Here is a 23,829-nt window from a genome sequence, read left to right as displayed (position 1 = left end):
GCGGGCCGTGGCGTAAATGTCTGGACTTTCGCTGGCACTTGTCGTCCACAATGGCATGAGGTTGCTCCGAAAATGATTTGCTGATGCAACCCTAGCGTCAGTGACTGAAGGCGACGTAAGTTTCACAGGTTCAATTTGGAGTGTCCTGTTGACCTTTTTCAGAAAACGAGGGCGTTTCAGGTCAGCTTCGTTTATTACTCATTCTGGTTTGAGAAAGTTATTACAGGTGGTCTGGAATGGATTGGTCTCCGCAACAAGATGATGCACTTACTGAAGTGGCGCGCTGGTCCCGTTCGCACGGGCCCCAGGTGTTTCGCTTGTTCGGGTATGCCGGTACCGGCAAGACCACTTTGGCTCGCCATCTGGCTGAAGGGCTTGATGGAGAGGTGGCCTTTGGTGCTTTCACCGGTAAGGCCGCGCATGTGCTGCGCCAGAAGGGGTGTGAAGATGCTTCCACCATTCACTCCCTGATTTATCGCCCCAAGGGTACCAAAAAGGACGATGACGATGAGGATGAGAGCCCTCAGTTCGCCATCAACCGCGACAGCCCTGCTGCTAAAGTGGACCTGATCATCATTGATGAGTGTTCCATGGTGGATGAGGAGCTCGGGCGCGATCTGCTCTCTTTTGGCAAAAAAGTGCTGGTGCTGGGTGATCCGGCGCAGCTGCCGCCTGTGCGCGGTGGTGGCTACTTCACTGAGGTGGAGCCAGATATCATGCTCACCGAGGTTCATCGTCAGGCGAAAGACAACCCGATTGTGCGCATGTCCATGGATATTCGCGATGGGCAAGAGCTGGACTTTGGCCAGTATGGCGACAGTTCTGTGATTTCGCGCCGGAATATCGACAAGGAGCGGATTCTTGGCTCCGATCAGGTGCTGGTGGGCACCAACAAGACGCGCAGGCTGTATAACGGCCGGATTCGTGACCTCAAGGGTATCACAACGCAGATGCCGTCCGTTGGTGACAAGCTGGTGTGCCTGCGAAATGACAAGACCAAAGGTCTGCTGAATGGTGGCCTCTGGGAAGTCTCCCGCCTGCGTCCTCCACGCGGAAACACACTGCGCTTTGATGTGACGTCAGAAGATGACCTCTCCAAGAAGGCGATTAGAGTGAAAGTGCTTCCCGCGATGTTTGAGGAAGGCAGCGAACAGCTCCCTTATGCCATCCGCCGCCGCGCCGACGAGTTCGACTACGGCTACGCCCTGACCGTGCACAAATCCCAGGGTTCTCAGTGGGATGATGTGGTGCTGTTTGACGAGAGTTGGGCGTTTCGTGAGCACAAAACGCGCTGGCTTTATACGGCTGTGACCCGTGCTGCGCAGAAGATTACGGTGGTGCGATAACCGCCCTTTGCCGCCAAAGTGCCTTGCTAAACGGGAAAGCTATTTCATGACAACCAACAAACGCATCGTTCTTTCAAGCGACCACTCAGGCATTCAGCTTCGGCAAGTTGTGGCGGCTCATATCGCTGCGAAGGGGTGGGAAGTTGTCGATATCGGGCCGACAACGCCTGAAAGCACACCCTATCCAAAGCATGGGGAAGCGGCTGCGCAACTTGTTGCTTCTGGTGATTGCAGGTTTGGGATTGTGTTGTGCGGTACTGGCCAAGGGATCATGATGGCTGCGAATAAGGTTAAAGGCATCCGTTGCGGGGTTTGTAGCGACACATTCTCTGCTCGTATGATCCGCGAGCACAACAATGCCAACATGCTTTCTATGGGGGTCCGCGTGATTGGCGAAGGAGTTGCACTCGATATCGTGGATGCATTCCTTGCCGCCCAGTTCGAGGGTGGGCGACATGCGATGCGAGTGGAGATGATTGAAGCGTTGGAAGTTTAGCGCTGATTGAGTGACCGAAGAGAGGGACGTTAATTTAAATAAAACTACATCTTCTTTCCCTGTGCGTATTCGTCTCTCGTACCTAGTTTTGCCCGCATTGGGGACCTAGGGTGGGCATCTGTTTTTAATAAGCCTGCGAGATTTGAATGTCTGATCTGACGTCTGTTGCTTCTTCTTCTCCTGCCAAAGCGGGTAAGCTTTCTGCTGATATTGCTTTGCGGATTTCTCAGCGTATTTCGGGTGAAATTGGCTGTGCGCCGGGGCAGGTGAATTCTGCGGTGCAATTGTTGGATGAAGGGTCTACGGTTCCGTTTATTGCGCGTTACCGTAAAGAGGCGACAGGTGGATTGGATGATACGCAGCTGCGTACGTTGGAAGAGCGCCTGATTTATATGCGTGAGATGGAAGATCGTCGCAAAGCGATTGTGAAATCCATCGAAGAACAGGGCAAGCTCACCGACGAACTGGCAAAGCAGATTGCTGGTGCAGACAACAAAGCCACTCTGGAAGACCTTTACCTCCCTTACAAAAAGAAGCGTCGCACCAAAGCGCAGATCGCCCGTGAGGCTGGCATTGAGCCGTTGGCAGATTTGCTGCTGAGCGACCCGAACAAGACCCCCGAGAGTGAGGCAGGCAGCTTCGTTGATGCGGAGAAGGGCTTTGCGGACACCAAGGCGGTGCTGGATGGCGCGCGTCAGATCCTGATGGAGCGCTTTTCTGAGAACGCTCAGTTGGTTGGTAAACTGCGTAACTATGTGGCGCGTCAGGGTGCTGTGAAGGCAGAAGTTGTTGCTGGCAAAGAGCAGGAAGGTGCGAAGTTCTCGGACTACTTTGGCTATTCTGAGAATTGGAAGAGTATTCCGAGCCACCGGGCACTGGCGCTTTTGCGTGGTCGCAATGAGGGTATTCTGGCGTTGGACCTGAAGGTGGATGAGGATGATGTTTCCGCTGTGAAACCAGTGGAGCAGATGATTGCTGATGCGGCGGGCATCGTGAACAACGGCCGCCCTGCTGATAAGTGGCTTTCTGATGTGTGTCGCTGGACGTGGAAGGTGAAGATTGGCCTTCATGTTGAGCTGGACCTGATGAGCGAGCTGCGCGACAAGGCAGAAGAAGAAGCGATCAAGGTTTTTGCCCGTAACCTGAAGGACTTGTTGTTGGCAGCGCCCGCTGGGCCGCGTGCGACGCTGGGGCTTGATCCGGGTATTCGGACTGGCGTGAAAGTTGCTGTTGTTGATGCGACAGGCAAGCTGATTGATACCGCCACGATCTACCCGTTCCAGCCACGCAATGACATTCAGGGCTCACTTGCCACCTTACGGGCATTGGTTGCCAAGCATGGCGTGAGCCTGATTGCGATTGGTAACGGGACTGCCAGCCGCGAGACGGATCGTTTGGCGGCAGATTTGTTGAAGGATATTCCGGCAGAACATCGTCCAACCAAGGTGATGGTGAACGAGGCAGGGGCTTCGGTTTATTCCGCCTCGGCTTTGGCTGCGAAAGAGATGCCGGATGTGGATGTGTCTTTGCGCGGGGCGGCTTCTATTGGTCGCCGTTTGCAGGACCCGCTTGCGGAACTGGTGAAGATTGAGCCGAAGTCCATTGGTGTTGGGCAGTATCAGCACGACGTGAACCAGACCAAGCTGGCGCGCTCGCTGGATGGTGTGGTGGAAGATGCGGTGAACGCGGTTGGGGTTGATCTCAACACGGCGTCTGCTCCGCTGCTGGCGCATATCTCCGGCCTTTCTGATAGTTTGGCGAAGGCTGTTGTTGATTACCGGGATACGGTTGGTGCCTTTAAAAACCGCCGTGAGCTGTTGAAGGTGGCTCGCCTTGGGCCGAAAGCTTATGAGCAATGCGCAGGATTTCTGCGGATTATGGGTGGAACCAATCCGCTGGATGCATCTTCCGTTCACCCGGAAGCTTATCCGCTGGCGCAGAAGATCATCAAAGCCTGTGGCCGTGATATTCGTGAGATCATGGGCTCCAACACGCTTGGCTCTTTGGACCCGAAAGAATTTACGGACGAAAAGTTTGGTCTGCCGACTGTAAAAGACATCTTCGCCGAGCTTGAAAAGCCGGGTCGTGATCCGCGCCCTGAGTTTAAAACTGCCTCCTTCCAGGATGGTGTTGAGACCATGCAGGATCTCAAGCCAGGCATGATGCTGGAAGGGACTGTTACCAACGTGACCAACTTTGGTGCCTTTGTTGATATTGGTGTGCATCAGGATGGTCTTGTGCATGTGTCTCAGCTGGCAGACCGTTTCGTGGATGATCCGCATACGGTTGTGAAGGCGGGTGATATTGTGAAGGCACGTGTTGTTGAGGTGGATATTGCCCGCAAACGCATCGGCCTGACCATGCGTAAGGACAGTGCGGATGCACGTGAGAATGCGCAGGAACGACAGGCTGACCGGGTTGGCAACCGTAACCAGGGTGGAGGTCGTCCAGGTGGTGGTAATCGCCCGAATGGCGGCAACCGTGGTGGTGGGCTTCGCGGCGGTGATCGTGGTGGCAACAAGCCAGCTGATAATGGCGGCGGCAGCAACAATGCCATGGCGGCAGCATTGGCAGCTGCGTTTAACAAGCCGAAGCGTTAAGTCTGCTTCCATTCAATATTTCAGGGAGTCCGCCGGTTCTGCTGGCGGGCTCTTTTTTGTAGAAAGATTCGTATTTTAAATAATATTTATTTTTATATCTGTTCGATCAGATCTGTAGAATTGGTAAAGCTTTTTAGAATCATAGTGTTGTAGTAATTATATTTTTCCTATCAAGGCATTCTCAAATTAATGTAATCGTACTCCTGTGCTAAATCTAACAGTTAGAATTTCTCTCATTGATACTGTTGATTTTGAGATGAATTGTCTATCTTAGGTTGTGTAATGGGAGATTTCAGTGCCGTCATTTGCTTCACTTGTTCATTGTCTTCGTTAAAATACTACAGAGACGCCTGATACTGTTAACTTCACGACCGTAAAAAATGCGCAAAAGTACATAGGTGAGTTTCAGGGGAAGGAGGTTCGCGTTTCCGCGCAGGCCTTTGAAGACCTGAAGGTTGCGCAGAAAGTCATCTGGCAGACTAAGCAGTTGCTTCCATACGGTGCGGGTAATTTGACACCGGAGGTGTTTGCTTCGCGCGGTGAGAGTTATCTGCGAGCCAACTATGGGCTGGCGAAAGCTCCGCGGCATGGTGGGTTGGCTGAAAGCTCTGTTCGTGTGCAGGCCGGCAACTGCTCCGGACATGCGGAAGTGAGCTACAAGCTACTTGCGGCATCAGAAACAGACCGTCCAGTGGCTCGCGTTTCCTCTTTAATGGTTGATCATGCGTTTTGCATGATTGGTGATCCCAGAGACCCTACACAAGAGGCCGTTATTGTTGATGCGTGGCCGACGTTTCCAGGGGCTTTCCGTCTTGAGGATGGGAAACAGAGTATCATGGGTGAAGCGCCAACCGTGGTGTCGTGGACACGTGCCGGGCCAAAGCCTGCTTTATCTCTGGATATTGAGGGGTTAAAGCCAGTTCCTTTTGAGGAAATTCAGGGCTTCTTTAAGTCTCTGGATGTTCCCAATGTTCCGGGAAAGAAGCTTGAGAATTTTATTGTTGAACAGAATGCCAGGTCCAAATTTATGTTTTCAAGCCTGAGCACCATGGAAAATCCTGCGACTACCTACGTGACTGATTGGACCTCAGAGACTGTGCAGGCGGATGAGATTCCCGGGAAGTACTTCCATGAGAAGTTCGAGGGGCTGAAGGCTGGGAAAAAGCATGGTTTCTAATAATGTGAACTTCCACCACCTGATGAAAGACCTCATGAGGCAGTACCTGATCAACGAGTATGAGGAGAATGAGGTCTACCAAGTGGATGTTGATGGCTCGCTCAGCATGTATTTCGTGGGCAATGAGAGGGACTATTTCAAGCTGCTGGTGCGGGTTGAGCGTGAGGCCATTCATGAGAGCTTGAGTGATAGCAGTATGCTGAAGCTGAACCTGCCTGATCAGTCAGGCCATCCGATTATTGTCGGGCAGGGGGATGATGGCTCTGTTGTGTTGTGGTCTCGCATTTCGCTGAGTGGATTGTCTCTGCCGGATTTGCTGGAAAGTGTTGAGGCGCTTGGTTCTGCTGCTTCATCCATTACAGCACAGAACTAAAGCAGTTCGCATTTGAGTTGAAGCATCTGAACTGCTTTAGCCTTTGTTTTTGCGTGTCTTTGTCCGAAAACCAGTTCCCATTTTTCGGCGATACACTGTAGTTTTGCCGCGCTACGCCGTGGCAGATTAATAGACTGGTATCTCTTTTGTTTGGAGATGATTGAACTGACGAGGAAAACAGGCGACAACCATCAAAGTGCGATAAATATGCATGCGTGATGAGTGGAGATAACTTGTCGACAGATCCTCGTATACATTTCAGAGCGGTAGATGTAGCGCGCCGATATATTGATCGGGCAATGGACCTGCCTGATGGATGTGTAGAGCGTGTGTTTCTGGAGTTTGATGCCGAGAGAATTATGCGCGCGGCTGAAGCTGCGGATCAGCGGCAGAAAGAAGCGCATGACTCGTTGCCTTTGCATGGCGTGGCTGTTTCTCTCAAAGACCTGTTTGATGAAACCGGCATTGTCACCAGTGCCGGCTCGCCGTTCCTGCGCAAGCGGGCTCCGGCTTGTGAAGATGCCAAGGTGGTGTCTGCCCTGAAAGCTGCAGGGGCGTTTACCTGTGGCCGTACCAATATGAGTGAGTTGGGTTTTACGGGGCTTGGGCTTAATCCCTGTTTTGGGTCCCCTGCAAATGTGATTGATCCTGCACGCATTCCCGGAGGTTCATCCTCGGGGGCTGTTGCAAGTGTGGGGCTGGGGCTGTGTGATGCAGCTCTGGGAACCGATACTGGCGGGTCTGTGCGAATTCCGGCAGCGCTTAATGGGCTTTACGGGTTTAAGCCGACGCGGGCGGCGATTTCGACCAAGGGTCTTTTCTCTGTTTGTCCTTCCTTTGATACGGTCGGTTTTATTGCGCGATCAATACATATGTGTACCCGTTTGCATGCTGTGCATTCGGGGCAGTGTCTTGCTCCGCGCAGGATAAAGAGCCTTGATGGATTGCATGTGGGGCTTGTGGCTTCGCCGTTGGCTGAGGGGCTGGATACGCAGGTAAGTGCTGATTTTGACCGCTCGATGCAGGCGATCCGGGATGCGGGTGCTATCATTGCTCCGGTTTCTGAGCCTGTCTTGTGTCATAGCGCGACGTTTCTTGGGACGATCTGCAGTTACGAGACCACTGCTTTGGTTGGCGGGTATCTGGAAGGTCTCAAAGAGACTGGTGATCCTTATGTAGTGCAGCGAATCCTCAAGTCGACTGAGGTGACGAGCAAAGAGATGGAAGAGGCGCGCTCAAAGCGGGTGGAAGCTATTCGTGCCTTTAAAGAGATGGCGGGCAAGTTTGATATTCTGATTGCGCCGACGGTACCGATTGTTGCGCCGCTGCTTGAGGATGTTGACAGTAATCCGGAGAAATTTGGCTCACAGCTTTCGCAGAATACGCGTGCTGTGAACTGGGTTGATGGGTGTGCTGCGACTATTCCCATGAACCTGCATGGCACGCCGGGGACGGGTTTGATGTTGATTGAGCGGGCTGGACGTGATTGGCATGTGCTTGAAATGGCAAGTTTGATTGACAAAGTGATCGCTCCTGCGCGACTAAAGGGCTGATTTGAGCGTGTTCCTCTCCGAAAACCGGAACCACTTTTCGGGAATACGCTGCGATGCAGGAGAAGAGCTGCTGTGACCAGCGCTAAAAAGATACTTATTTACATTGATGCGGATGCATGCCCCGTCAAAGACGAGATTTACAAGGTTGCTGACCGGTATCGTCTGAAGGTGTTTGTTGTTGCCAACAGTTTCATCAACACGCCTCGTGACATGGACGTGGAACGGGTGATCGTGCCTGATGGGCCTGATGTAGCGGATGACTGGATTGCTGAGCGGGCCGTTCCGGGTGATATTGTTGTGACGCAGGATATTCCGCTGGCTGACCGTGTGGTGAAGGCTGGTGCGCTTGCGCTTTCCCCAAAAGGAAAAGTGTTTGATGAAGCTTCCATTGGCATGGCGCTGGCAACACGTAACCTGATGGAAGATCTGCGCAGTTTTGGGGAGCAGACAGGCGGGCCGCGCCCGTTCTCGCCGAAAGACCGATCTCAGTTTTTGCAAAAGATCGATCAGATTATTCAGCAGCTGAAGCGTCAGGGGTTTTCGGTATAGCGGGGTGGTGTTTGCCATTAAGCTCTGTGAAAACTGACGATGATGTGCTGTAGGCCTCTTTGTCGACAAAGTTGAGCGCTTTTCTGGGGCTCTACTCTCGATAGACGTCAGGTCGTTTCCCTATGCCAGTTATCAGCGTGCGCAATTGTGTTGCCTTAGGCCTTGTTGCGCTTTTTTCTTTTTCGTCTCCATCTGCATTCGCCAAGTGGAAGAACCCTGCAGATCGGTATGCAGAGGCTTACAAAGAGTATCTGGGGGCTGCTTGCCCCATTGCTCCAGATAGCATCAAACACTTTGTTTATTTTGCCAGAGACCGCGAGGCGATTGAGGAGCATCCGTTCTTGGAGAGCTCCCGGTTTGCAGGCGCGCAGATCATGTATCCGTGGCGTGCGCTTGAAACTTCCGAGGGGACCTATGATTTCTCTCTGATTGAAGCGGATCTGGCGTATCTGGAGTCCAAAGGCAAGAAGCTGTTCGTCCAGCTTCAGGATGCTTCGTTTAATCCTGACTATGTCCCTGTTCCTGACTACATTCTTTCTGATGAGTATGCAGGCGGTGCTGTTTATCAGTTTAACGATAACAACGAGCCGGAAGGTTGGGTCGCTAAGCGGTGGAACAGCAAGGTGCAGGAGCGGTTTGCCAAGCTTCTTCAGGCGCTGGGGCAAGCCTTTGACGGGCGGATTGAGGGGATCAATCTGCAAGAGTCTGCCATTGGGGTGTCCGCTGAGGATGATGAGCAGTTCAGTCCGGCCAGATATTCTGAAGCGCTGAAAGGCAATATGTCCGCGATGAAGGCGGCGTTTCCGACATCGGTTACGATGCAGTATGCGAACTTTATGCCGGGTGAGTGGCTTCCCTTCGAAGATGAGGGCTATCTGAATTCAATCTATGAGTATGGTGAAAGCATTGGTGTTGGGTTGGGCGCGCCGGACCTAATGTTCAAGCGTCGTGGTCAGCTGAACCATACCATCGCGATGATGCATGAGCGGGCGTACTCCGCGCCTCTCGGAATTGCTATTCAGGATGGCAATTATACGGGGCGGACGGGCACAACTGAAGTGATTGAAAATGATCAGAATATCGTGCCGCTACTTCATGCTTTTGCGCAGGATTTTATGAAGGTGGACTACATGTTCTGGGTCAATCAGGAACCGTATTTTGAGAGAGATGTTCTGAGCTGTTTTGAATAGTGGCTCGGCGTAGAGCTCGTGTGCCAGATGCCTCCGCCGTCATGCCGGACGAGCGGAGCGGAGATCCGGTATCCAGTGCAAAAGGTGCTGGTGTTGGTGGGTGTGGCTCTGGATCCCGCATTAAATGCGGGAAGACGAAGGAGGGGAAGCGATTGATGTCTTGCCTCCGATGCTACTGCCGTTATGCCAGACAGGGGGAGCTTTGGCTGAGCGTATCCTTAGGGCAACAGGTGCGGGGTTGTTGCAACTTTTCGTTGACAGGTGGGCGGTTCCATTCCACATTCATATGTGAGGCGTAGAAACCTCCTTTCCACGCGGTAGCCGCACCCGTAACTAGCGGATTTTTTGTGCCTTTTTTCTGAAGGCGCGAACCCTTTGCTATGAGCGGGAGGGCGGTGAATACAATACCCTCTTCGGAGGGGAATAAACCCGCCTGCCGTGGTCAGGTTTCTACCCTCCCGCTCGCCAGTGGGCCGTAGAAAGCCCAGTGTCGTGCGGTTCATTCAACAGCCAACCACGTGAGGGCTTTGATTATGGACGACACTGCATGCGCCTGTGGCGCCACAAATACTCTTCAGAATGAATTTGACGAAATAAACGTTGCTGTTTCTGATCTTCAGAACCTTGCTTATGTGCAGCATATGGTGCTGAGCGAGCGGATGAAGAACAGTTGCGAACGTGACGTTTTATTCACTTTGCACTACGCTTTATGTAACCGCCTAGAGGCACTTGATAAGACCTGCGGAATTTTAACCGATGCGTTGTCCGGCACGTCCTTCCCTAAAGGATTTTCCGGTCACGCGACACGCAGCGTCGCCTCTCCACCACCGGTCAAAACCAATATTGTGTCTCTTGATTAGATCACTGTGAACGGCACTCCAAGGGCTGCCTCAACTACCCTTGCTCAGCCCTTCATGAGTGTCCTGCTGGTCTGCGGCCGGGCGAAGTGTGCCCGCAGGCCAGCGTTTTTGTGTGGCTGTTTTCCAGTGATATGCTTTAGCCACCAAGTTCTTGACGGAGGATATCTGCAGTTTTCATGGGCATGAACATGCGCAGGGGGTTAGATGGGAGGCTTTGAAACTGAAGTCTCTCATAGATTGCTTTTCTGCTGGCGACCTTCTCCGGGTTTCCGCAGTCGAGTACATCAAGCATGATTACAGCAGCAGCATAGCCAGATTGCGATGCGCGAGAAGCACGGCATAAGGCATCGATCAGAAGGTCTTCTCCAATCTTTTGCCCCCGGTAGCGGATGTCTCTGCCGATCATCGAGATATACACGGCAGGAATTGAACCATGACGCGGCGCTGTCCGTTTATATTTGCCCGGAAGGTCCTGATAATGAACTGCATGGGCATTCATGGCATAGAAACCTGCTGTGTCTCCATTGGAGCTGACCATCACGTATATTGACGTGTTGCCCGCATTCCTGAGTTTATTAGCTGTCTTTTTAAAATAGTTGTCGACCTGTTCAACGCCGCAAGAAAAGTTCGCTCTGTCATGCTTCTCAGGATCGAAAGCTTCAATAAAAAACTGCGGTTCAGCCCCATCCGCAGATGATGACTTTTCCTGAACGCTTACGTCCGTCAACGGCTGGTCACTCGTGTCTTGTAGCGTTTTGCTGCGGTGACGAGTGCTTCATTTGGATCTGGTGGTGTTTCCAGAGCAGCAGTGAAGGCAGCATGATCGACGGCTTCGAGGCGGGTGTGCTCATGGGCTTCAATCACGCGTTCTGCTTCTCGCAGGGCGGCGCTCATCGTAAAGGTGGAGTCGTCCACGCCCGACAATGCTGCAGCATGCTGTATAGCCGCCTTGATGGGGGCCTTGGTGCGGAAGTTCATCCGCTCCGTGTTGCGGCCTTTGATCTCTTCGGTTTCATCGTTGAATCCAAGCATCGCGTGCCTCCTTTGGCCTGTGTCGCCTTTGTATTTTTGTACGTCATATGTGCGTACGAGTCAAGAAAGGCGCACTTAATGGCTGGAGGCTGTGGTTGAGCAAAAACTTATTCCCCTTGCTGTTTCTAGATTTATCTTAGTTTTGTGCCCACGCAATCGGGCAGGAGTGGACCGTCCATTCCGCGGCGTGGGTGGGGTTGGGCTGCTGGTACGAGGTAACGTATCGTGTCAGGAGGTCCGGTGAAGCGCCATACCCTATTGAGACCACAGTGGTAGTAGGGAGTTTGGGGTCGTTCCGGAGGGCGTCCGGTGGTGGCAGGAAACTGCCAATGGTACGGAAACGTGCCAGTGACACGTGAACGTGTCATTCACGTCTGTCCGAGAGGGAGCCCGCGTGCTCATGATAAAAGGCCCGGGCGAGGCGAGGAGCTGATGCCGAAGAAACTAATTTAACAAGTAGCGCAGGCAACGCCTGCTCGCCTTGCTCCACCCGTTTAACGGGGACCAAAGCTTCACCACTGCATGGATGGCCATGTGGTGCTATTGGTGTTTGTGGGGAGAGGTAGACATCAGGCATAAAAAAACGGACCCGAAGGCCAGCGTTTTGGCATGGTGGTATAGTGCAGGAACTCTTCCATTATCGCTTACTGTCATGAGTATCTGACTATGTTTTAGATTTCTTTGCACGAAATTGCTTTTTGTGATGGCTTCGCAGAATGCCTGGGAAGAAAATCAGACTGATCCACCCAGTAACACCACCTAGAACAGCAGTTTGAAATAGTAGCTTAACGATACTTTTGGGAGTGCTTAGCCAGCCCCAATAAGTGCCTATGAACTCAAACAGCAGGTGAATTGTTATTATCAATAGCGCGATTACTACCGAGAGCGATTTGGTATTTGCCATAAGAAACTCGCTATAGGCAATATTTTTGACCCGCTCTTCTAGTTTGTTTTTATGCCGCCAGATTTTTGTAGCGAGATAAAGGGATACCATCAGAGAAAAGAAGACTACAGCAACTGAGAGTTCTTTTCTAATTAGAGACACACTGATCTCCAAATGCTTGATAAGGTATCCGAATGCAAACGCCAGCAGCTGACAAAATGTGTACACGACTGACAGTTTCAATCCAAATTTCGCGCACTCATTAAAGCAATTATTTTGTAAACCGTTACGTAGAACTGTTGTGTCTAGTGCAAGTAAAAGTGTTGGCATACTTGCTACTCCTACTGGGGTAAGGCACCAAGAGCGAATGGAGGTAAGCTGTCCGGCGCTAGAAGGTATTCCAGCCTGAGTAGCAAATCCTAGTTTAGACAACTCCTCGTAAAACTTGTCGTGAGCGCTTCCTATTGATGTTGCTTGTTGTGCTCCTGAGTTCAAAAGCATGGCCACGAGGCAGGACTTATCTCCTTCTGACATGTGCTGATAATGCAAAGCCGCCTTGCTAAGATTTTGTTTGTTTGTAGTGCTTCCCATATCAGACAATCTCGATGCATGAGTGCGGTAACTGCAAAGTAGCCCTGATTGCTAACGTCAAACTGTATTCAGTGCAGATTAGTTGCTCATTAAAACGTGGCATATATTGCTATTGGTGTTTGGGGGGAGAGGTAGACATCAGGCATAAAAAAACGGACCCGAAGGCCCGTTTTTCAAAACTTGGAATGTGATGCTTATTCGCCGCCGCGGTTATCGCGGAAGCTTTTGCCGCCACCTGGCTTGCCTTCGCCACGACCACGGCCTTCACCACCACGGCCACGACCTTCGCCACCACGGTAGCCACCGCCACCGCCGCCTTCACGACGACCACGACCACGGCCTTCACCGCCGCGTCCGCCTTCACCACGGTAACCGCCGCCACCACCGCCACCGCGGTTGTTGCGATTGCCACCTGGGCGACCACTGCTGCTGCGTTCTGGATTGCCTTCGATACGGGTGATGGTGATTGATTTTTCACCAGTGCCGTTTTCTTTGACAGTTTCCAGGAACTTGTCAGCAAGTTTTGCGTCGAGTTCGAAACGGGCGTCTGCATCAAAGATGCGGATGGAGCCGATGTCATTTTTGGTGATGTGACCTGCGCGGCAGATCATTGGCAGCAACCAACGCGGTTCAGCGTTGTGTTTGCGACCGACGTTGAGGCGGAACCAAACACCGTTGTCGAAGTCTTTGCGTGGCTTGCGCTCATGCTCTTCTTTGTAATTGGAGCTTGAAGCCAGCAGTTCTTCCGGTGCAGGCAGACCCTGATGGATCTGGCGCATGTAAGCAGCTGCAATTTGCTCAGCGGTGAACTTCTCAAGAAGTTCCTTCACCATTGGCAAATCTTCTTCGCTTGGTGCTTCCTGCAGATCGGAGGACGCAAGGATGCGCTCACGGTCTTTGTCGCGAATTTGCTGTGCTGTTGGCGCTGGAGCCCATTCCGCTTTCACTTTTGCAAAGCTGAGAAGGCGCGTTGCAGTGCGACGGCGGGTGTGTGGGACAACCAGAGTACAAACGCCCTTACGGCCTGCACGACCAGTACGGCCAGAGCGGTGCAGCAGGGTGTCAGCGTTGTTTGGCAGGTCAGCGTGGATCACAAGATCCAGATTTGGCAAGTCAATGCCGCGTGCAGCAACATCGGTTGCCACACAAACGCGGGCCCGGCCATTACGCATAGCGCCAAGAGCGTGGTTACGTTCAGCCTGGCTCAGCTCACCGGAGAGAGCAACCACTGCGAAACCACGGTTGCCGAGGCGTGCAGAGAGGTGCTTCACCATTTCGCGGGTGCCGCAGAAGATGATGGTGTTCTGAGCTTCATAGAAACGCAGGACGTTGATGATCGCGTTTTCACGGTCGTTTGGTGCGACCTGCATTGCGCGATATTCAATATCAGCATGCTGTTCGCGGTTGCTTACTGTTGAAATGCGCTGTGCATCACGCTGGAAGCGTTTTGCGAGGCTTTCAATCTGCTGAGGAACAGTCGCGGAGAACAGCAGGGTGCGGCGTTCTTGTGGTGCAGCACCAAGAATGAATTCGAGGTCTTCACGGAAGCCAAGGTCCAGCATTTCATCTGCTTCGTCCAGTACAACTGTGCGAAGTGAGGAAGTATCAAAGGAACCACGTTCAATATGGTCACGCAGGCGGCCTGGGGTGCCGACTACGATGTGTGCGCCTGCAGACAGATTGCGGCGTTCACGGCGCATATCCATACCACCAACACAAGTGGTGATACGAGCACCGGCTTCGCCGTAGAGCCATTCCAGTTCTTTAGAAACCTGGATAGCCAGCTCACGGGTTGGCGCAACACACAATGCAAGAGGTTCGTTCGCACGGCCCATACGCTCTTCATCACCCAGCAGTTCCGGCGCAATAGCGATGCCGAATGCAACTGTTTTACCAGAGCCTGTCTGAGCAGAAACCAAAAGGTCTTTGCCTTTCAGTTTTTCATCAAGAACGGCTGTCTGGACCGGGGTTAGAGACGTGTATTCGCGCTTTTCTAGTGCGGTAGAAAGCGCTGGGGCAACCCCTTCAGGTATCGTCATTTAGTATTTCTTTCGAGGAGGGTCATTATCTATAAAGCAAGAGCTTTGTTGCCCTACCCATCGCTTCCGCTCACTCATGAAACCATAACGGGGGACCATGAGGCGGCAAATGGCAAGCGAGCTCTTTTCTTCGTGGGCCTTGTAGTCTGACTTCGTGAAAAGGTCAATGAGATATAAAAAATAGATATGAAAGGTACATGTAAGTTTGCCGTGGTTCGGAGGTCCTAAGCTTCGAGGAAACGGCTAGAATACAAGGTCCGGGAGAGCAGTATCACCGGCGATTGTGATAGATAAATCGCGGGTTTGCCACCTAAGTGCTGTTGAGGAATTGGATGCTTTGATTTTTGAACTGAACGGTGGTTTCAGCTTTACGCTAAGACTATTTGCCTTTTTCGTGGGGCAGAACTAAAGAGAGGCGATTAACACACGGAGGCGAAATGGATCAGCTCTCAAACTTCTTTGGTGCAATGCCCTCATGGGTTGGAGTGGTCCTGCTTGTTGTGTTCATTCTGAGTGGCCGTCTGTTCAGAGACGCCTGGAAGCTTCAAGGCGCCAGATGGAAACTGCGGTGCTGGGTTTTCGGGTTGCTTGCCTTGTCGAGCTTTCTGTTGCTGGTGTTCGGCGTTTTTGATTTTGGCTGGGCGAGCAGATAACTTTCTGGTTGCAGAAAACTAGTTTTAAGAGCCTTGGTATATGATAGCTCTCAAATGGCAGAGGTCTGCCGCGAGAAACCTATTGGAGCCAAGAGTATGTTTTCGAAGCCATCATTGATCAGACGCGGTATTACAGCCAAGTTGTTTGGCCTGGCTTTTGGGCTCCTGTGCCTCTACCTTATCGCGTTGCTTAACCTGAATGTTTCGTTTGTGGTTCAGTTCGGCCTGATCCTGTGGTGCATTACGCTTGGTGGCCTGGTGGCGTTGATCGGGGTCATCAACTATCTACCCTTGCTGAAGTCCATCATGCCGAGCTGGTTCTCTGGCGGTTTCATTTGCGGATGGATGAACTTGCTGCTCTGGCTCATTGGCGGGGATAGTCTGACATCGATCGGGCAGGGGCTGTTTCCGACGCTGGGTAGTCTGTTTCTTGGTATTGGCTTTGTAGCCATTGGTGTCGGCTTCGGGATTGTTGCCGGGTTCTTTGCCAAGCTGATTGGCGGTGAAGGTCCGGACGTTGCGCGAGATTATACCGACAGCAAATAGCAGGCATGCAAAAGGGGCCTTTCGGCCCCTCGAACGTTTTGAAATGGATGATGATTAAGCTGCGCTCTGCTCTTCCATCGCTTGCTTGCGCTTACACGGCTGCAGCTTTTCACGAAGCGGGCTGTTCGGGTCAACTTCGCGCTTGCAGACGATGCAGTGGTCCGCGCCTTCTATGGCGTTCAAGCCGCCGCAGCTGCCAGTGATCGGCTTGTTTCTGAAAACGGCGCCAATAGCCATTCCTGCTACGACCAGGACCAGCACGATAAACGCGATGATGAAAGTTGCCATTTCGATATTCCGTTATTTCTCTGCAGACTGCTCGAATTTTCTGAACGCGCTGGAAGACCGGGTGATAAAGTGGTCGCCTTCACGAACGATGAAGAATGCGGCAATCCCTTCACGCTCTGCCAGAGCCATGCCGCGCTTGTCTCCCATTGCAAGGAGGGCTGTTGCCAGACCGTCAGCGCGCATCGCATTGTCAGCAATTATAGTTACCGATGCAAGTTTATGCGTTACCGGGCGCCCGGATGCAGCATCAATAATGTGTGAGAAGCGTTTGCCGCCCACTTCCTTGTATATGCGATAATCGCCAGACGTCGCCATGCCTTTGTTGCTCACTCGTACGATTTGCTGAACTGTACGCGTTGCGGAGTCTGGCTTTTCGATGCCGACGACCCATGGCTCGTCTTTTGAATTTTTACCTTTGGTGACCAGATCGCCACCGATTTCGACGAGGTATTCGTCAATGCCGTTTTGCTCCAGAACAGAGGCAACTTTGTCAATGCCAAAGCCTTTTGCGATTGCGGAGAGATTGACGGTGGTATCCGTGTTGACCTTACGCAGTGCCGGGGGATCGGTCTCAAACTCTAGCATGGTGCTCATGCCGACAGACTCAAGAGCGTTGCGGATTTCGCGCGGGCTTGGCTGGGGAGGGGTGTCCTGCTTGGTACCAAAGCCCCATAGCTCAATGAGTGGTGCCAGCGTTACATCAAAATAACCGGCTGTCAGGTTATGAATGCGCAACGACTCTTGCATCACGATGCTGAAATCGCGAGAGATTGGCGTCCATTCGGTGCTGGTGGAGCGGTTAAAGCGGCTGATCTCGGAGTTTTTGTCCCAGTTGGACATGGCCTTGTTGACGCCAACCAGAGCCTCGTCAACCTGCTGCTGCAGTTCCTGTTTGGTTACAGAAGACGACCCTTTGATCGCTTTGACATTGAATGTAGTGCCCATGGTTTTGCCGTGAAGTATGATTTCTTCGCGACTTTTCTCATTGGGTACACATGCTGTGACAAAGATGAGTACGAGAGCTGTAATGAGGAAGCGCATTTAGGCCTCAGAGTTTGTTAATTTCCCCGCGTAATCGGCTTATTCTGGTTTTCTGTCAAGTTAAATAGGGTTTGATACTGCTGTCGCAAAGATCAGCAATAGATGATGGTGAAGAAATTGGTAGGTGGTACTACGTGCACGTGAAAACATAGGGGAAAACTTATTTGAGATAAAATTTTCGCGAAACAGCCTTGTTGCCGTTACGTCAATGTCACGAATCCCTATTGAAATTTGCGGTATATCAGGGTATTGGCCCGCATAAATCCGTAGGAATAGCTGACCGCAACGCACTTTAATGGTATGCGGGCGGTTACTCCTAACCGGAGCCATGGATGAGTGACGTTCAGCAATGCTCGGGCTTTGTTGCTGAAATTGCGGTCCGTGGGGGGATTTATCTCGGTTCGACTTGTCAAAGTCAATAATCCGCATGCGCGGCATTTTGTAACTAGCAGAATGACTTAGCATCATTTACCCGTAGATACTCCCGTGAACATCTAGTGGTTTGCCCTATAAGAAGCCTGACAGGGTAAGGGATGAAGATTACAAAAGGATTGGATCTGCCGATCACCGGTGCTCCGAACCAAGAGATCCACAAGGGTCCAGAGGTTCGCCGTGTTGCAGTGAATGGCGGGGATTACAACGGGTTGAAGCCGCGTATGTTGGTTGCTGAAGGCGATCGCGTCGTAAAGGGTCAGCCTCTTTTCAATGACAAACGCTCTCCTGAAATCAACTATGTTGCTCCGGGTGCTGGCGTTATTGAAGCAGTCAATCGTGGTGCACGTCGCGTTCTGGAAACCATCGTCATCAAACTGGATGATGGTAACGAAGAACAGATCGCTTTCTCAAAGTTTGAAAACAGCGCTTTGGCAACTCTGGACGCATCTGTCGTTCGTGAGCAACTCGCCAAGTCTGGTCTTTGGACAAGCTTCCGTACCCGCCCATACTCCAAGGTTCCGGTTTTTGAAACGCAGCCGCGTTCCATTTTCGTAACTGCGATGGACACCAACCCGCTTGCTGCGGATGCTGGTGTTATCATCAATGCGAATGCTGGCGCGTTTGAAGCTGGGCTTCAGATTGTCTCTAAACTAACCGATGGCCGCACATTCGTATGCCACAGCCCGAAGGATAACCTTCCGGGTGCAAGCGTTGCTGGTGTGCAGATGGAAAGTTTTGAAGGTAAGCACCCAGCAGGTAATGCGGGTACTCACATTCACTTCCTCGATCCGGTTAATGAAAGCAAGACAGTCTGGACCATCGGTTATCAGGATGTCATCGCAATCGGTAACCTGTTCCTGACAGGTGAACTGGATGTCTCCTGTATTGTTTCTGTTGCAGGTCCGCTGGCTTCCAAGCCGCGCCTCGTAGCAACTCGCATTGGTGCGGATCTGAATGATCTGCTGGCTGGTGAAACACTACCGGGCATTCCAGCTCGTGTCGTTTCCGGGTCCGTCCTTTCCGGCACTATTGCTGCCGACCAGTTTGCCTTCCTTGGCCGTTACCACACTCAGGTGACGCTGATGGAAGAAGACCACAAACAAGACGTTGTTGGCTGGGTTCGCCCATTCATGACGAAGTGGTCCAACCTTAATGTGCATCCTTCCGGGTTCTTCCGCACCAAGCTGCAGTTCCCATTTGGTACAAACAAGAACGGCTCCATCCGGGCAATCGTTCCATTGGGTACCTATGAAAAGGTCATGCCGCTCGACGTTCTTCCAACTCAGCTGCTCCGCTCCCTAATGGTGCTGGACACTGATATGGCGCAAAAACTTGGCGCTCTGGAGTTGGACGAAGAAGACTTGGCGCTATGCACCTTCATCTGCCATTCCAAGAATGAATACGGAGCTGCGCTGCGTGCAAATCTTGATAAAATCGAGAAAGAGGGCTAACCCGTGAGCTTGCGCGATAGTTTTGATCGTATTGCGCCGCTCTTTGAAAAGGGTGGCAAGTACGAGAAGTTTTACGCCGTCTATGAGATGGTGGATACCTTCATCTACACTCCAAAAACAGTGACCAGCGTTGCGCCGCACGCTCGTGACCACGCTGATCTGAAGCGTGTCATGACGTATGTTGTGCTGGCGACGATCCCTGCGATCCTGTTTGGCATGTACAACACTGGCCTGCAGACAAACTCAGCACTGGCCGCAATGGGCATTACTGAGCCTGCTGGCTGGAGAGCGTTTATCCTCTCTCTACTGGGTATCGGTTTTAACCCGGACAGCATCTTCGCCAACATGGCGCATGGTGCGCTGTACTTCTTGCCGATTTACATCGTAACGCTCGGTGTTGGCGGCCTCTTCGAAGTGCTCTTTGCCATTGTGCGTGGGCACGAAGTGAACGAAGGCTTCTTTGTTTCCTCCATGCTCTACACGCTGATCCTTCCAGCTTCTACGCCACTTTGGCAGGTTGGTCTTGGTATCGCGTTTGGTGTGGTGATCGGCAAGGAAGTGTTTGGTGGTACAGGCAAAAACTTCCTGAACCCGGCGCTTGTTGGCCGTGCATTCCTCTACTTTGCTTATCCGGCAGCTATGTCTGGTGATGCAGTGTGGACGCCAGTTGATGGCTTCTCTGGTGCGACTGCACTGGGTGTTGCTGCCTCTGACGGCATGCAGGGACTGGCAGCAAACGGCATCACATGGATGAGCTCTTTCGTTGGTACCATTCAGGGTTCCTTCGGTGAAACCTCCACAATTGCTATTGCTCTTGGCGGTGTGTTCCTGGTGACCACGGGTATCGCAAACTATCGTCTCATCCTTGGTTGTCTGGCGGGCATGATTGGTTTCAGTCTGTTGCTGAATCTGATTGGTTCTGAGACTAACCCGATGTTTGCAATGCCTTGGTACTGGCACCTTGTCACTGGCGGCTTCATGTTTGGCCTGGTGTTCATGGTGACTGAGCCTGTGACTGCTGCGATGACAAATCCGGGCCGTTACATCTACGCTGCACTGATTGGTGTGATGTGCATTCTGATCCGTGTCATCAACCCGGCCTTCCCAGAAGGTATGATGTTGGCAATCCTGTTCGGCAATATCTTTTCTCCGCTGATCGACTACTTCGTTGTGAAGGCGAACATCACACGGAGGATGAAGCGCCATGCCTAATGCTGAAAACACAACAGCTCCTACAGGTCTTTGGGCGCGCTTCAACGCGATGCCTCTGGACTCAGCTCCGCGTACGATTACCGTTGCTGTGGTTCTGTGTCTGATCTGTTCGATGATTGTTTCCGGCGCTGCGGTGCTGCTTAAGCCTCAGCAGGAAATCAACAAAACGCTGGATAAGAAAACCAACATCCTCAAGGTTGCTGGTCTTTTCGAGGCTGGTGTCGACGTTGAGAAGGCATTTGGTGCCTTTGAGCCGCGGCTTGTTGATGTTGCAACTGGCAAGTTCTCTGATGCGGCAGACGCTGCGACCTATGACCAGCGCGCTGCTGCGAAAGATCCGGTTCTTTCCGTTGCTTTGGATAATGATCCAGCATCCATCAAACGTCAGGCTAAACTGGCTTCAGTTTATCTGCTGCGCGATGATGCAGGCAAGATTGAGCGTATCATTCTGCCAGTGCACGGCTACGGTCTGTGGTCCACGCTTTATGGTTTCATCGCACTCAACGCTGATGGCAATGAAGTGTATGGCCTGCGTTTTTACTCCCACGGTGAGACCCCGGGTCTTGGTGCGGAAGTAGACAATCCAAAATGGATGGCTCAATGGCCGGGCAAGCTGGTTTATGGCGATAACGGGTCCGTGGACATCGGTGTTGGCAAAGCGGCTCCAGCGGGTATTGATGGCTCCAAACACCACATTGATGCGATTGCAGGTGCAACGCTGACATCTCGTGGTGTCGACAACCTCGTCAAATTCTGGATGGGCGAGCAGGGCTTCAAGACCTTCCTCGACAATCTGAAAAAAGGAGAGGCGTAATGGCTGGCAAAGACTTGTCCATGCTCAAGGACCCGATGGTCGATAACAACCCGATCACGCTTCAGGTTCTTGGCATCTGTTCCGCGCTTGCGGTAACCTCTTCTTTGAAGGTTGCGCTGGTGATGGCGATCGCGGTGACGCTTGTGACAGCGTTCTCCAACTTCTTCATCTCCCTTCTGCGTAACCAGATCCCATCTTCTATCCGCATTATCGTGCAGATGGTGATTATTGCGTCTCTCGTTATTCTGGTTGATCAGGTTCTGAAGGCGTATCTCTACGAGATTTCTAAGACACTCTCCGTGTTTGTTGGTCTGATCATCACTAACTGTATCGTTATGGGCCGCGCGGAAGCGTACGCTATGAAGAACCCGCCAATCCCATCTTTCCTTGATGGTATCGGTAATGGTCTGGGCTACTCCCTGATCCTGTTGCTGGTTGGTGTTGTGCGTGAGCTGCTTGGCTCAGGTTCCCTGTTTGGTGTGCAGATCCTTGAGACCGTGAACAACGGTGGCTGGTATGTGCCAAACGGCCTGCTGCTGCTGCCTCCGTCCGCGTTCTTCGTGATCGGTCTGCTGATCTGGGGTTTCCGTACCTGGAAGCCTGCGCAGGTTGAGAAGCGCGACTATAAAATCATGGAAACTGAGGGAGCTCACTGATTATGGAAGGGCTTCTTTCCCTCGCCGTTAAGGCGATCTTTATCGAGAACCTCGCGCTCTCCTTCTTCCTTGGAATGTGTACGTTCCTTGCGGTTTCCAAGAAGGTTGAGACTGCGCTGGGTCTGGGTATCTCCGTTGTTGTTGTGCAGGCGCTGACTGTGCCAATCAACAACGTGCTTTACACCACACTGCTCAATGACAATGCGTTGGCATGGGCTGGGCTTGAAGGCACTGATCTGCGCTTTCTGGGCTTGATCTCCTACATCGGCGTTATCGCTGCTGTGGTGCAGATCCTCGAGATGTTCCTCGATCGCTACGTTCCTGCGCTTTACAACGCGCTGGGTATCTTCCTGCCGCTGATCACAGTGAACTGCGCGATTATGGGTGGTTCTTTGTTCATGGTGGAGCGTGATTACAATCTGGGTGAAGCATCCGTTTACGGTGTGTCCTCCGGTATCGGTTGGGCGCTGGCGATTACTGCAATGGCTGGTGTGCGTGAAAAGCTGAAATACTCTGATGTTCCTGATGGACTACAGGGTCTTGGCATCACCTTCATCACTGCTGGTCTGATGGCTATGGGTTTCATGGCTTTCTCAGGCGTGAAGCTGTAAGGGGACGAGTAGATGCAAGACTTTACCTGGGGCATTACGCTCTTCACTCTGATCGTGCTTGCGCTGGTGATCGTCATTTTGATGGCACGCAGCAAGCTGGTTGCATCCGGTGATGTTCAGATCAGTATCAATGGTGAGAAGACGCTCTCCGTTCCTGCGGGTGGCAAGCTTCTCAACGTTCTGGCCGATCAGAAAATCTTCGTTCCTTCCGCCTGTGGTGGCGGTGGTACCTGTGCCCAGTGCCGCGTGAAAGTGCACGAGGGTGGTGGTTCTATTCTGGCGACTGAAGAAAGCCATATCACCAAGCGTGAAGCACGCTGCGGTGACCGTCTTTCCTGTCAGGTTGCTGTGAAGCAGGACATGAAGATCGAAGTGCCTGAAGAAGTGTTCGGCGTGAAAAAGTGGGAGTGTACTGTTCGCTCCAACGAGAACGTTGCAACCTTCATTAAGTCGCTGGTTCTGGACCTGCCTGAAGGCGAAGACGTGAACTTCCGTGCTGGTGGTTACATTCAGATTGAAGCCCCTGCGCACAAGCTGAAGTACACTGACTTCCATATTGAAGAGCAGTACCGCGGAGACTGGGATAAGTTCAATCTCTGGCAGTATGAGTCCATCGTGGATGAGCCAGTTGAACGCGCTTACTCCATGGCCAACTACCCGGACGAAAAAGGCATGATCATGCTGAACGTTCGTGTGGCGTCGCCTCCTCCGGGCACTCAGGGTATTCCTGCCGGTAAGATGTCCTCCTTCATCTTCAACCTGAAGCCGGGTGACAAGGTGACGATTTCCGGTCCGTTTGGTGAGTTCTTTGCTCGCGAAACCGACAAGGAAATGGTGTTCATCGGTGGTGGTGCTGGTATGGCGCCTATGCGCTCGCACATCTTCGATCAGTTGAAGCGTCTTGAGAACCGCGATCGTAAGATCACTTTCTGGTACGGTGCACGTTCCAAGAAAGAGATGTTCTTTGTTGAGGACTTCGACCAGCTGGCGAAAGAATTCCCGAACTTCACATGGCATGTGGCGCTTTCTGATCCGCAGCCAGATGATGACTGGGACGGTTACACCGGGTTCATTCACAACGTGCTCTACAACGAGTACCTGAAGGACCACGCTGCGCCAGAAGACTGCGAGTACTACATGTGTGGTCCTCCAATCATGAACCAATCCGTGATCAACATGCTGGTTGATATGGGCGTGGAACGTGAAGACATCATGCTGGACGACTTCGGCGGCTAAACGCTGAGAGCATTGCAAGAATTGAGAGACCCGGTGTCGAGAGGCGCCGGGTTTTTTTTATTCTCATGGAACTTAATGATGTCAGACTTATAGAGGCCTAGAAAAGGCTCATTTACAAAGTGCATTTAGTGTTCACTTGACTAAACCTAAAATTGCATGTGTTTATGCGCACTGTTTTCAGAGTGAGGAATTTATGC

General features: G+C 52.1%; 23 protein-coding genes. 17 read left to right on the top strand and 6 right to left on the bottom strand.

Annotation, left to right across the window (positions count from 1 at the left end):
* Positions 1–236: 236 nt before the first annotated feature.
* From PsAD37_RS27085 to PsAD37_RS27045, 9 genes are all read left to right on the top strand, one after another.
* Positions 237–1,346: an ATP-dependent RecD-like DNA helicase gene (locus PsAD37_RS27085; protein WP_063298723.1), complete on the top strand. Its 1,110-nt coding sequence runs from the start codon at positions 237–239 to the stop codon at positions 1,344–1,346.
* A gap of 46 nt (positions 1,347–1,392) precedes the next feature.
* On the top strand, positions 1,393–1,842 hold the full coding sequence (gene rpiB / locus PsAD37_RS27080; RefSeq protein ID WP_063298722.1) for a ribose 5-phosphate isomerase B: 450 nt from the start codon (positions 1,393–1,395) through the stop codon (positions 1,840–1,842).
* Between the two features lie 146 nt (positions 1,843–1,988).
* Entirely contained in the window at positions 1,989–4,442 is a 2,454-nt protein-coding gene (locus tag PsAD37_RS27075) for a Tex family protein (RefSeq protein ID WP_063298721.1), read from the top strand.
* Positions 4,443–4,929: 487 nt separating this feature from the next.
* The gene (locus PsAD37_RS27070; RefSeq protein ID WP_063298720.1) at positions 4,930–5,619 is read left to right on the top strand and encodes a hypothetical protein; all 690 of its coding nucleotides are present in this window, start codon (positions 4,930–4,932) and stop codon (positions 5,617–5,619) included.
* Entirely contained in the window at positions 5,609–5,992 is a 384-nt protein-coding gene (locus tag PsAD37_RS27065; RefSeq protein WP_063298719.1) for a CesT family type III secretion system chaperone, read from the top strand. The genes PsAD37_RS27070 and PsAD37_RS27065 overlap by 11 nt, the downstream gene beginning before the upstream one ends.
* Positions 5,993–6,225: 233 nt before the next feature.
* The gene (locus PsAD37_RS27060) at positions 6,226–7,545 is read left to right on the top strand and encodes an amidase (RefSeq protein ID WP_208992117.1); all 1,320 of its coding nucleotides are present in this window, start codon (positions 6,226–6,228) and stop codon (positions 7,543–7,545) included.
* A 72-nt stretch (positions 7,546–7,617) separates the two neighbouring features.
* Positions 7,618–8,094 (top strand): YaiI/YqxD family protein, encoded by a 477-nt coding sequence (locus PsAD37_RS27055; protein ID WP_057465450.1) that lies wholly within the window; start codon positions 7,618–7,620, stop codon positions 8,092–8,094.
* Positions 8,095–8,216: 122 nt separating this feature from the next.
* Positions 8,217–9,284: a hypothetical protein gene (locus PsAD37_RS27050; protein ID WP_063298717.1), complete on the top strand. Its 1,068-nt coding sequence runs from the start codon at positions 8,217–8,219 to the stop codon at positions 9,282–9,284.
* 533 nt (positions 9,285–9,817) lie between these two features.
* Positions 9,818–10,144, top strand: a complete 327-nt coding sequence (locus tag PsAD37_RS27045; RefSeq protein ID WP_057465448.1) for a hypothetical protein — start codon at positions 9,818–9,820, stop codon at positions 10,142–10,144.
* 136 nt (positions 10,145–10,280) lie between these two features.
* On the opposite strand, the gene PsAD37_RS27040 is transcribed toward PsAD37_RS27045, so the two are convergent.
* The 4 genes from PsAD37_RS27040 to PsAD37_RS27025 all read right to left on the bottom strand — a co-directional run bounded on the left by PsAD37_RS27040 (position 10,281) and on the right by PsAD37_RS27025 (position 14,689).
* Positions 10,281–10,871 (bottom strand): GNAT family N-acetyltransferase, encoded by a 591-nt coding sequence (locus PsAD37_RS27040; RefSeq protein ID WP_244272585.1) that lies wholly within the window; start codon positions 10,869–10,871, stop codon positions 10,281–10,283.
* Positions 10,868–11,176 (bottom strand): DUF1778 domain-containing protein, encoded by a 309-nt coding sequence (locus PsAD37_RS27035; RefSeq protein ID WP_063291482.1) that lies wholly within the window; start codon positions 11,174–11,176, stop codon positions 10,868–10,870. The genes PsAD37_RS27040 and PsAD37_RS27035 overlap by 4 nt, the downstream gene beginning before the upstream one ends.
* 664 nt (positions 11,177–11,840) lie before the next feature.
* Complete coding sequence (locus tag PsAD37_RS27030; RefSeq protein ID WP_153039871.1) at positions 11,841–12,659, bottom strand: hypothetical protein; 819 nt, start codon at positions 12,657–12,659, stop codon at positions 11,841–11,843.
* A 185-nt stretch (positions 12,660–12,844) separates the two neighbouring features.
* Positions 12,845–14,689: a DEAD/DEAH box helicase gene (locus tag PsAD37_RS27025; RefSeq protein WP_063298715.1), complete on the bottom strand. Its 1,845-nt coding sequence runs from the start codon at positions 14,687–14,689 to the stop codon at positions 12,845–12,847.
* A 437-nt stretch (positions 14,690–15,126) separates the two neighbouring features.
* On the opposite strand from PsAD37_RS27025, the gene PsAD37_RS27020 reads away from it, so the two are divergent.
* Positions 15,127–15,342, top strand: coding sequence for a hypothetical protein (locus PsAD37_RS27020; RefSeq protein ID WP_063291484.1), 216 nt, complete (start codon positions 15,127–15,129; stop codon positions 15,340–15,342).
* 96 nt (positions 15,343–15,438) lie between these two features.
* Positions 15,439–15,888, top strand: a complete 450-nt coding sequence (locus PsAD37_RS27015) for a hypothetical protein (RefSeq protein ID WP_108820489.1) — start codon at positions 15,439–15,441, stop codon at positions 15,886–15,888.
* Between the two features lie 54 nt (positions 15,889–15,942).
* On the opposite strand, the gene nqrM is transcribed toward PsAD37_RS27015, so the two are convergent.
* A complete protein-coding gene (nqrM, locus tag PsAD37_RS27010; RefSeq protein WP_057465444.1) occupies positions 15,943–16,176 on the bottom strand; it encodes a (Na+)-NQR maturation NqrM in 234 nt (77 codons plus the stop codon).
* A gap of 12 nt (positions 16,177–16,188) precedes the next feature.
* A complete protein-coding gene (locus PsAD37_RS27005) occupies positions 16,189–17,217 on the bottom strand; it encodes an FAD:protein FMN transferase (protein WP_063298714.1) in 1,029 nt (342 codons plus the stop codon).
* 533 nt (positions 17,218–17,750) lie between these two features.
* Here PsAD37_RS27005 and PsAD37_RS27000 point away from each other — a divergent pair.
* The 6 genes from PsAD37_RS27000 to nqrF are packed head-to-tail and all read left to right on the top strand — an operon-like array spanning position 17,751 to position 23,632.
* Entirely contained in the window at positions 17,751–19,103 is a 1,353-nt protein-coding gene (locus PsAD37_RS27000; RefSeq protein WP_063298713.1) for a Na(+)-translocating NADH-quinone reductase subunit A, read from the top strand.
* 3 nt (positions 19,104–19,106) lie between these two features.
* Positions 19,107–20,315, top strand: a complete 1,209-nt coding sequence (locus tag PsAD37_RS26995; protein ID WP_063298712.1) for an NADH:ubiquinone reductase (Na(+)-transporting) subunit B — start codon at positions 19,107–19,109, stop codon at positions 20,313–20,315.
* Complete coding sequence (locus PsAD37_RS26990; protein ID WP_057465440.1) at positions 20,308–21,129, top strand: Na(+)-translocating NADH-quinone reductase subunit C; 822 nt, start codon at positions 20,308–20,310, stop codon at positions 21,127–21,129. The genes PsAD37_RS26995 and PsAD37_RS26990 overlap by 8 nt, the downstream gene beginning before the upstream one ends.
* Positions 21,129–21,785, top strand: coding sequence for an NADH:ubiquinone reductase (Na(+)-transporting) subunit D (locus tag PsAD37_RS26985; protein WP_057465439.1), 657 nt, complete (start codon positions 21,129–21,131; stop codon positions 21,783–21,785). Before PsAD37_RS26990 ends, PsAD37_RS26985 begins: the two co-directional genes overlap by 1 nt.
* Positions 21,786–21,787: 2 nt before the next feature.
* On the top strand, positions 21,788–22,396 hold the full coding sequence (gene nqrE / locus PsAD37_RS26980) for an NADH:ubiquinone reductase (Na(+)-transporting) subunit E (protein ID WP_057465438.1): 609 nt from the start codon (positions 21,788–21,790) through the stop codon (positions 22,394–22,396).
* A 12-nt stretch (positions 22,397–22,408) separates the two neighbouring features.
* Entirely contained in the window at positions 22,409–23,632 is a 1,224-nt protein-coding gene (gene nqrF, locus PsAD37_RS26975) for an NADH:ubiquinone reductase (Na(+)-transporting) subunit F (protein ID WP_063290459.1), read from the top strand.
* The last annotated feature ends 197 nt before the right edge of the window (positions 23,633–23,829 follow it).

It is taken from the genome of Pseudovibrio sp. Ad37 (genome assembly GCF_001623075.1).
Classification (GTDB): Bacteria; Pseudomonadota; Alphaproteobacteria; order Rhizobiales; family Stappiaceae; genus Pseudovibrio.
This window is presented reverse-complemented; position numbering and strand designations above follow the sequence as displayed.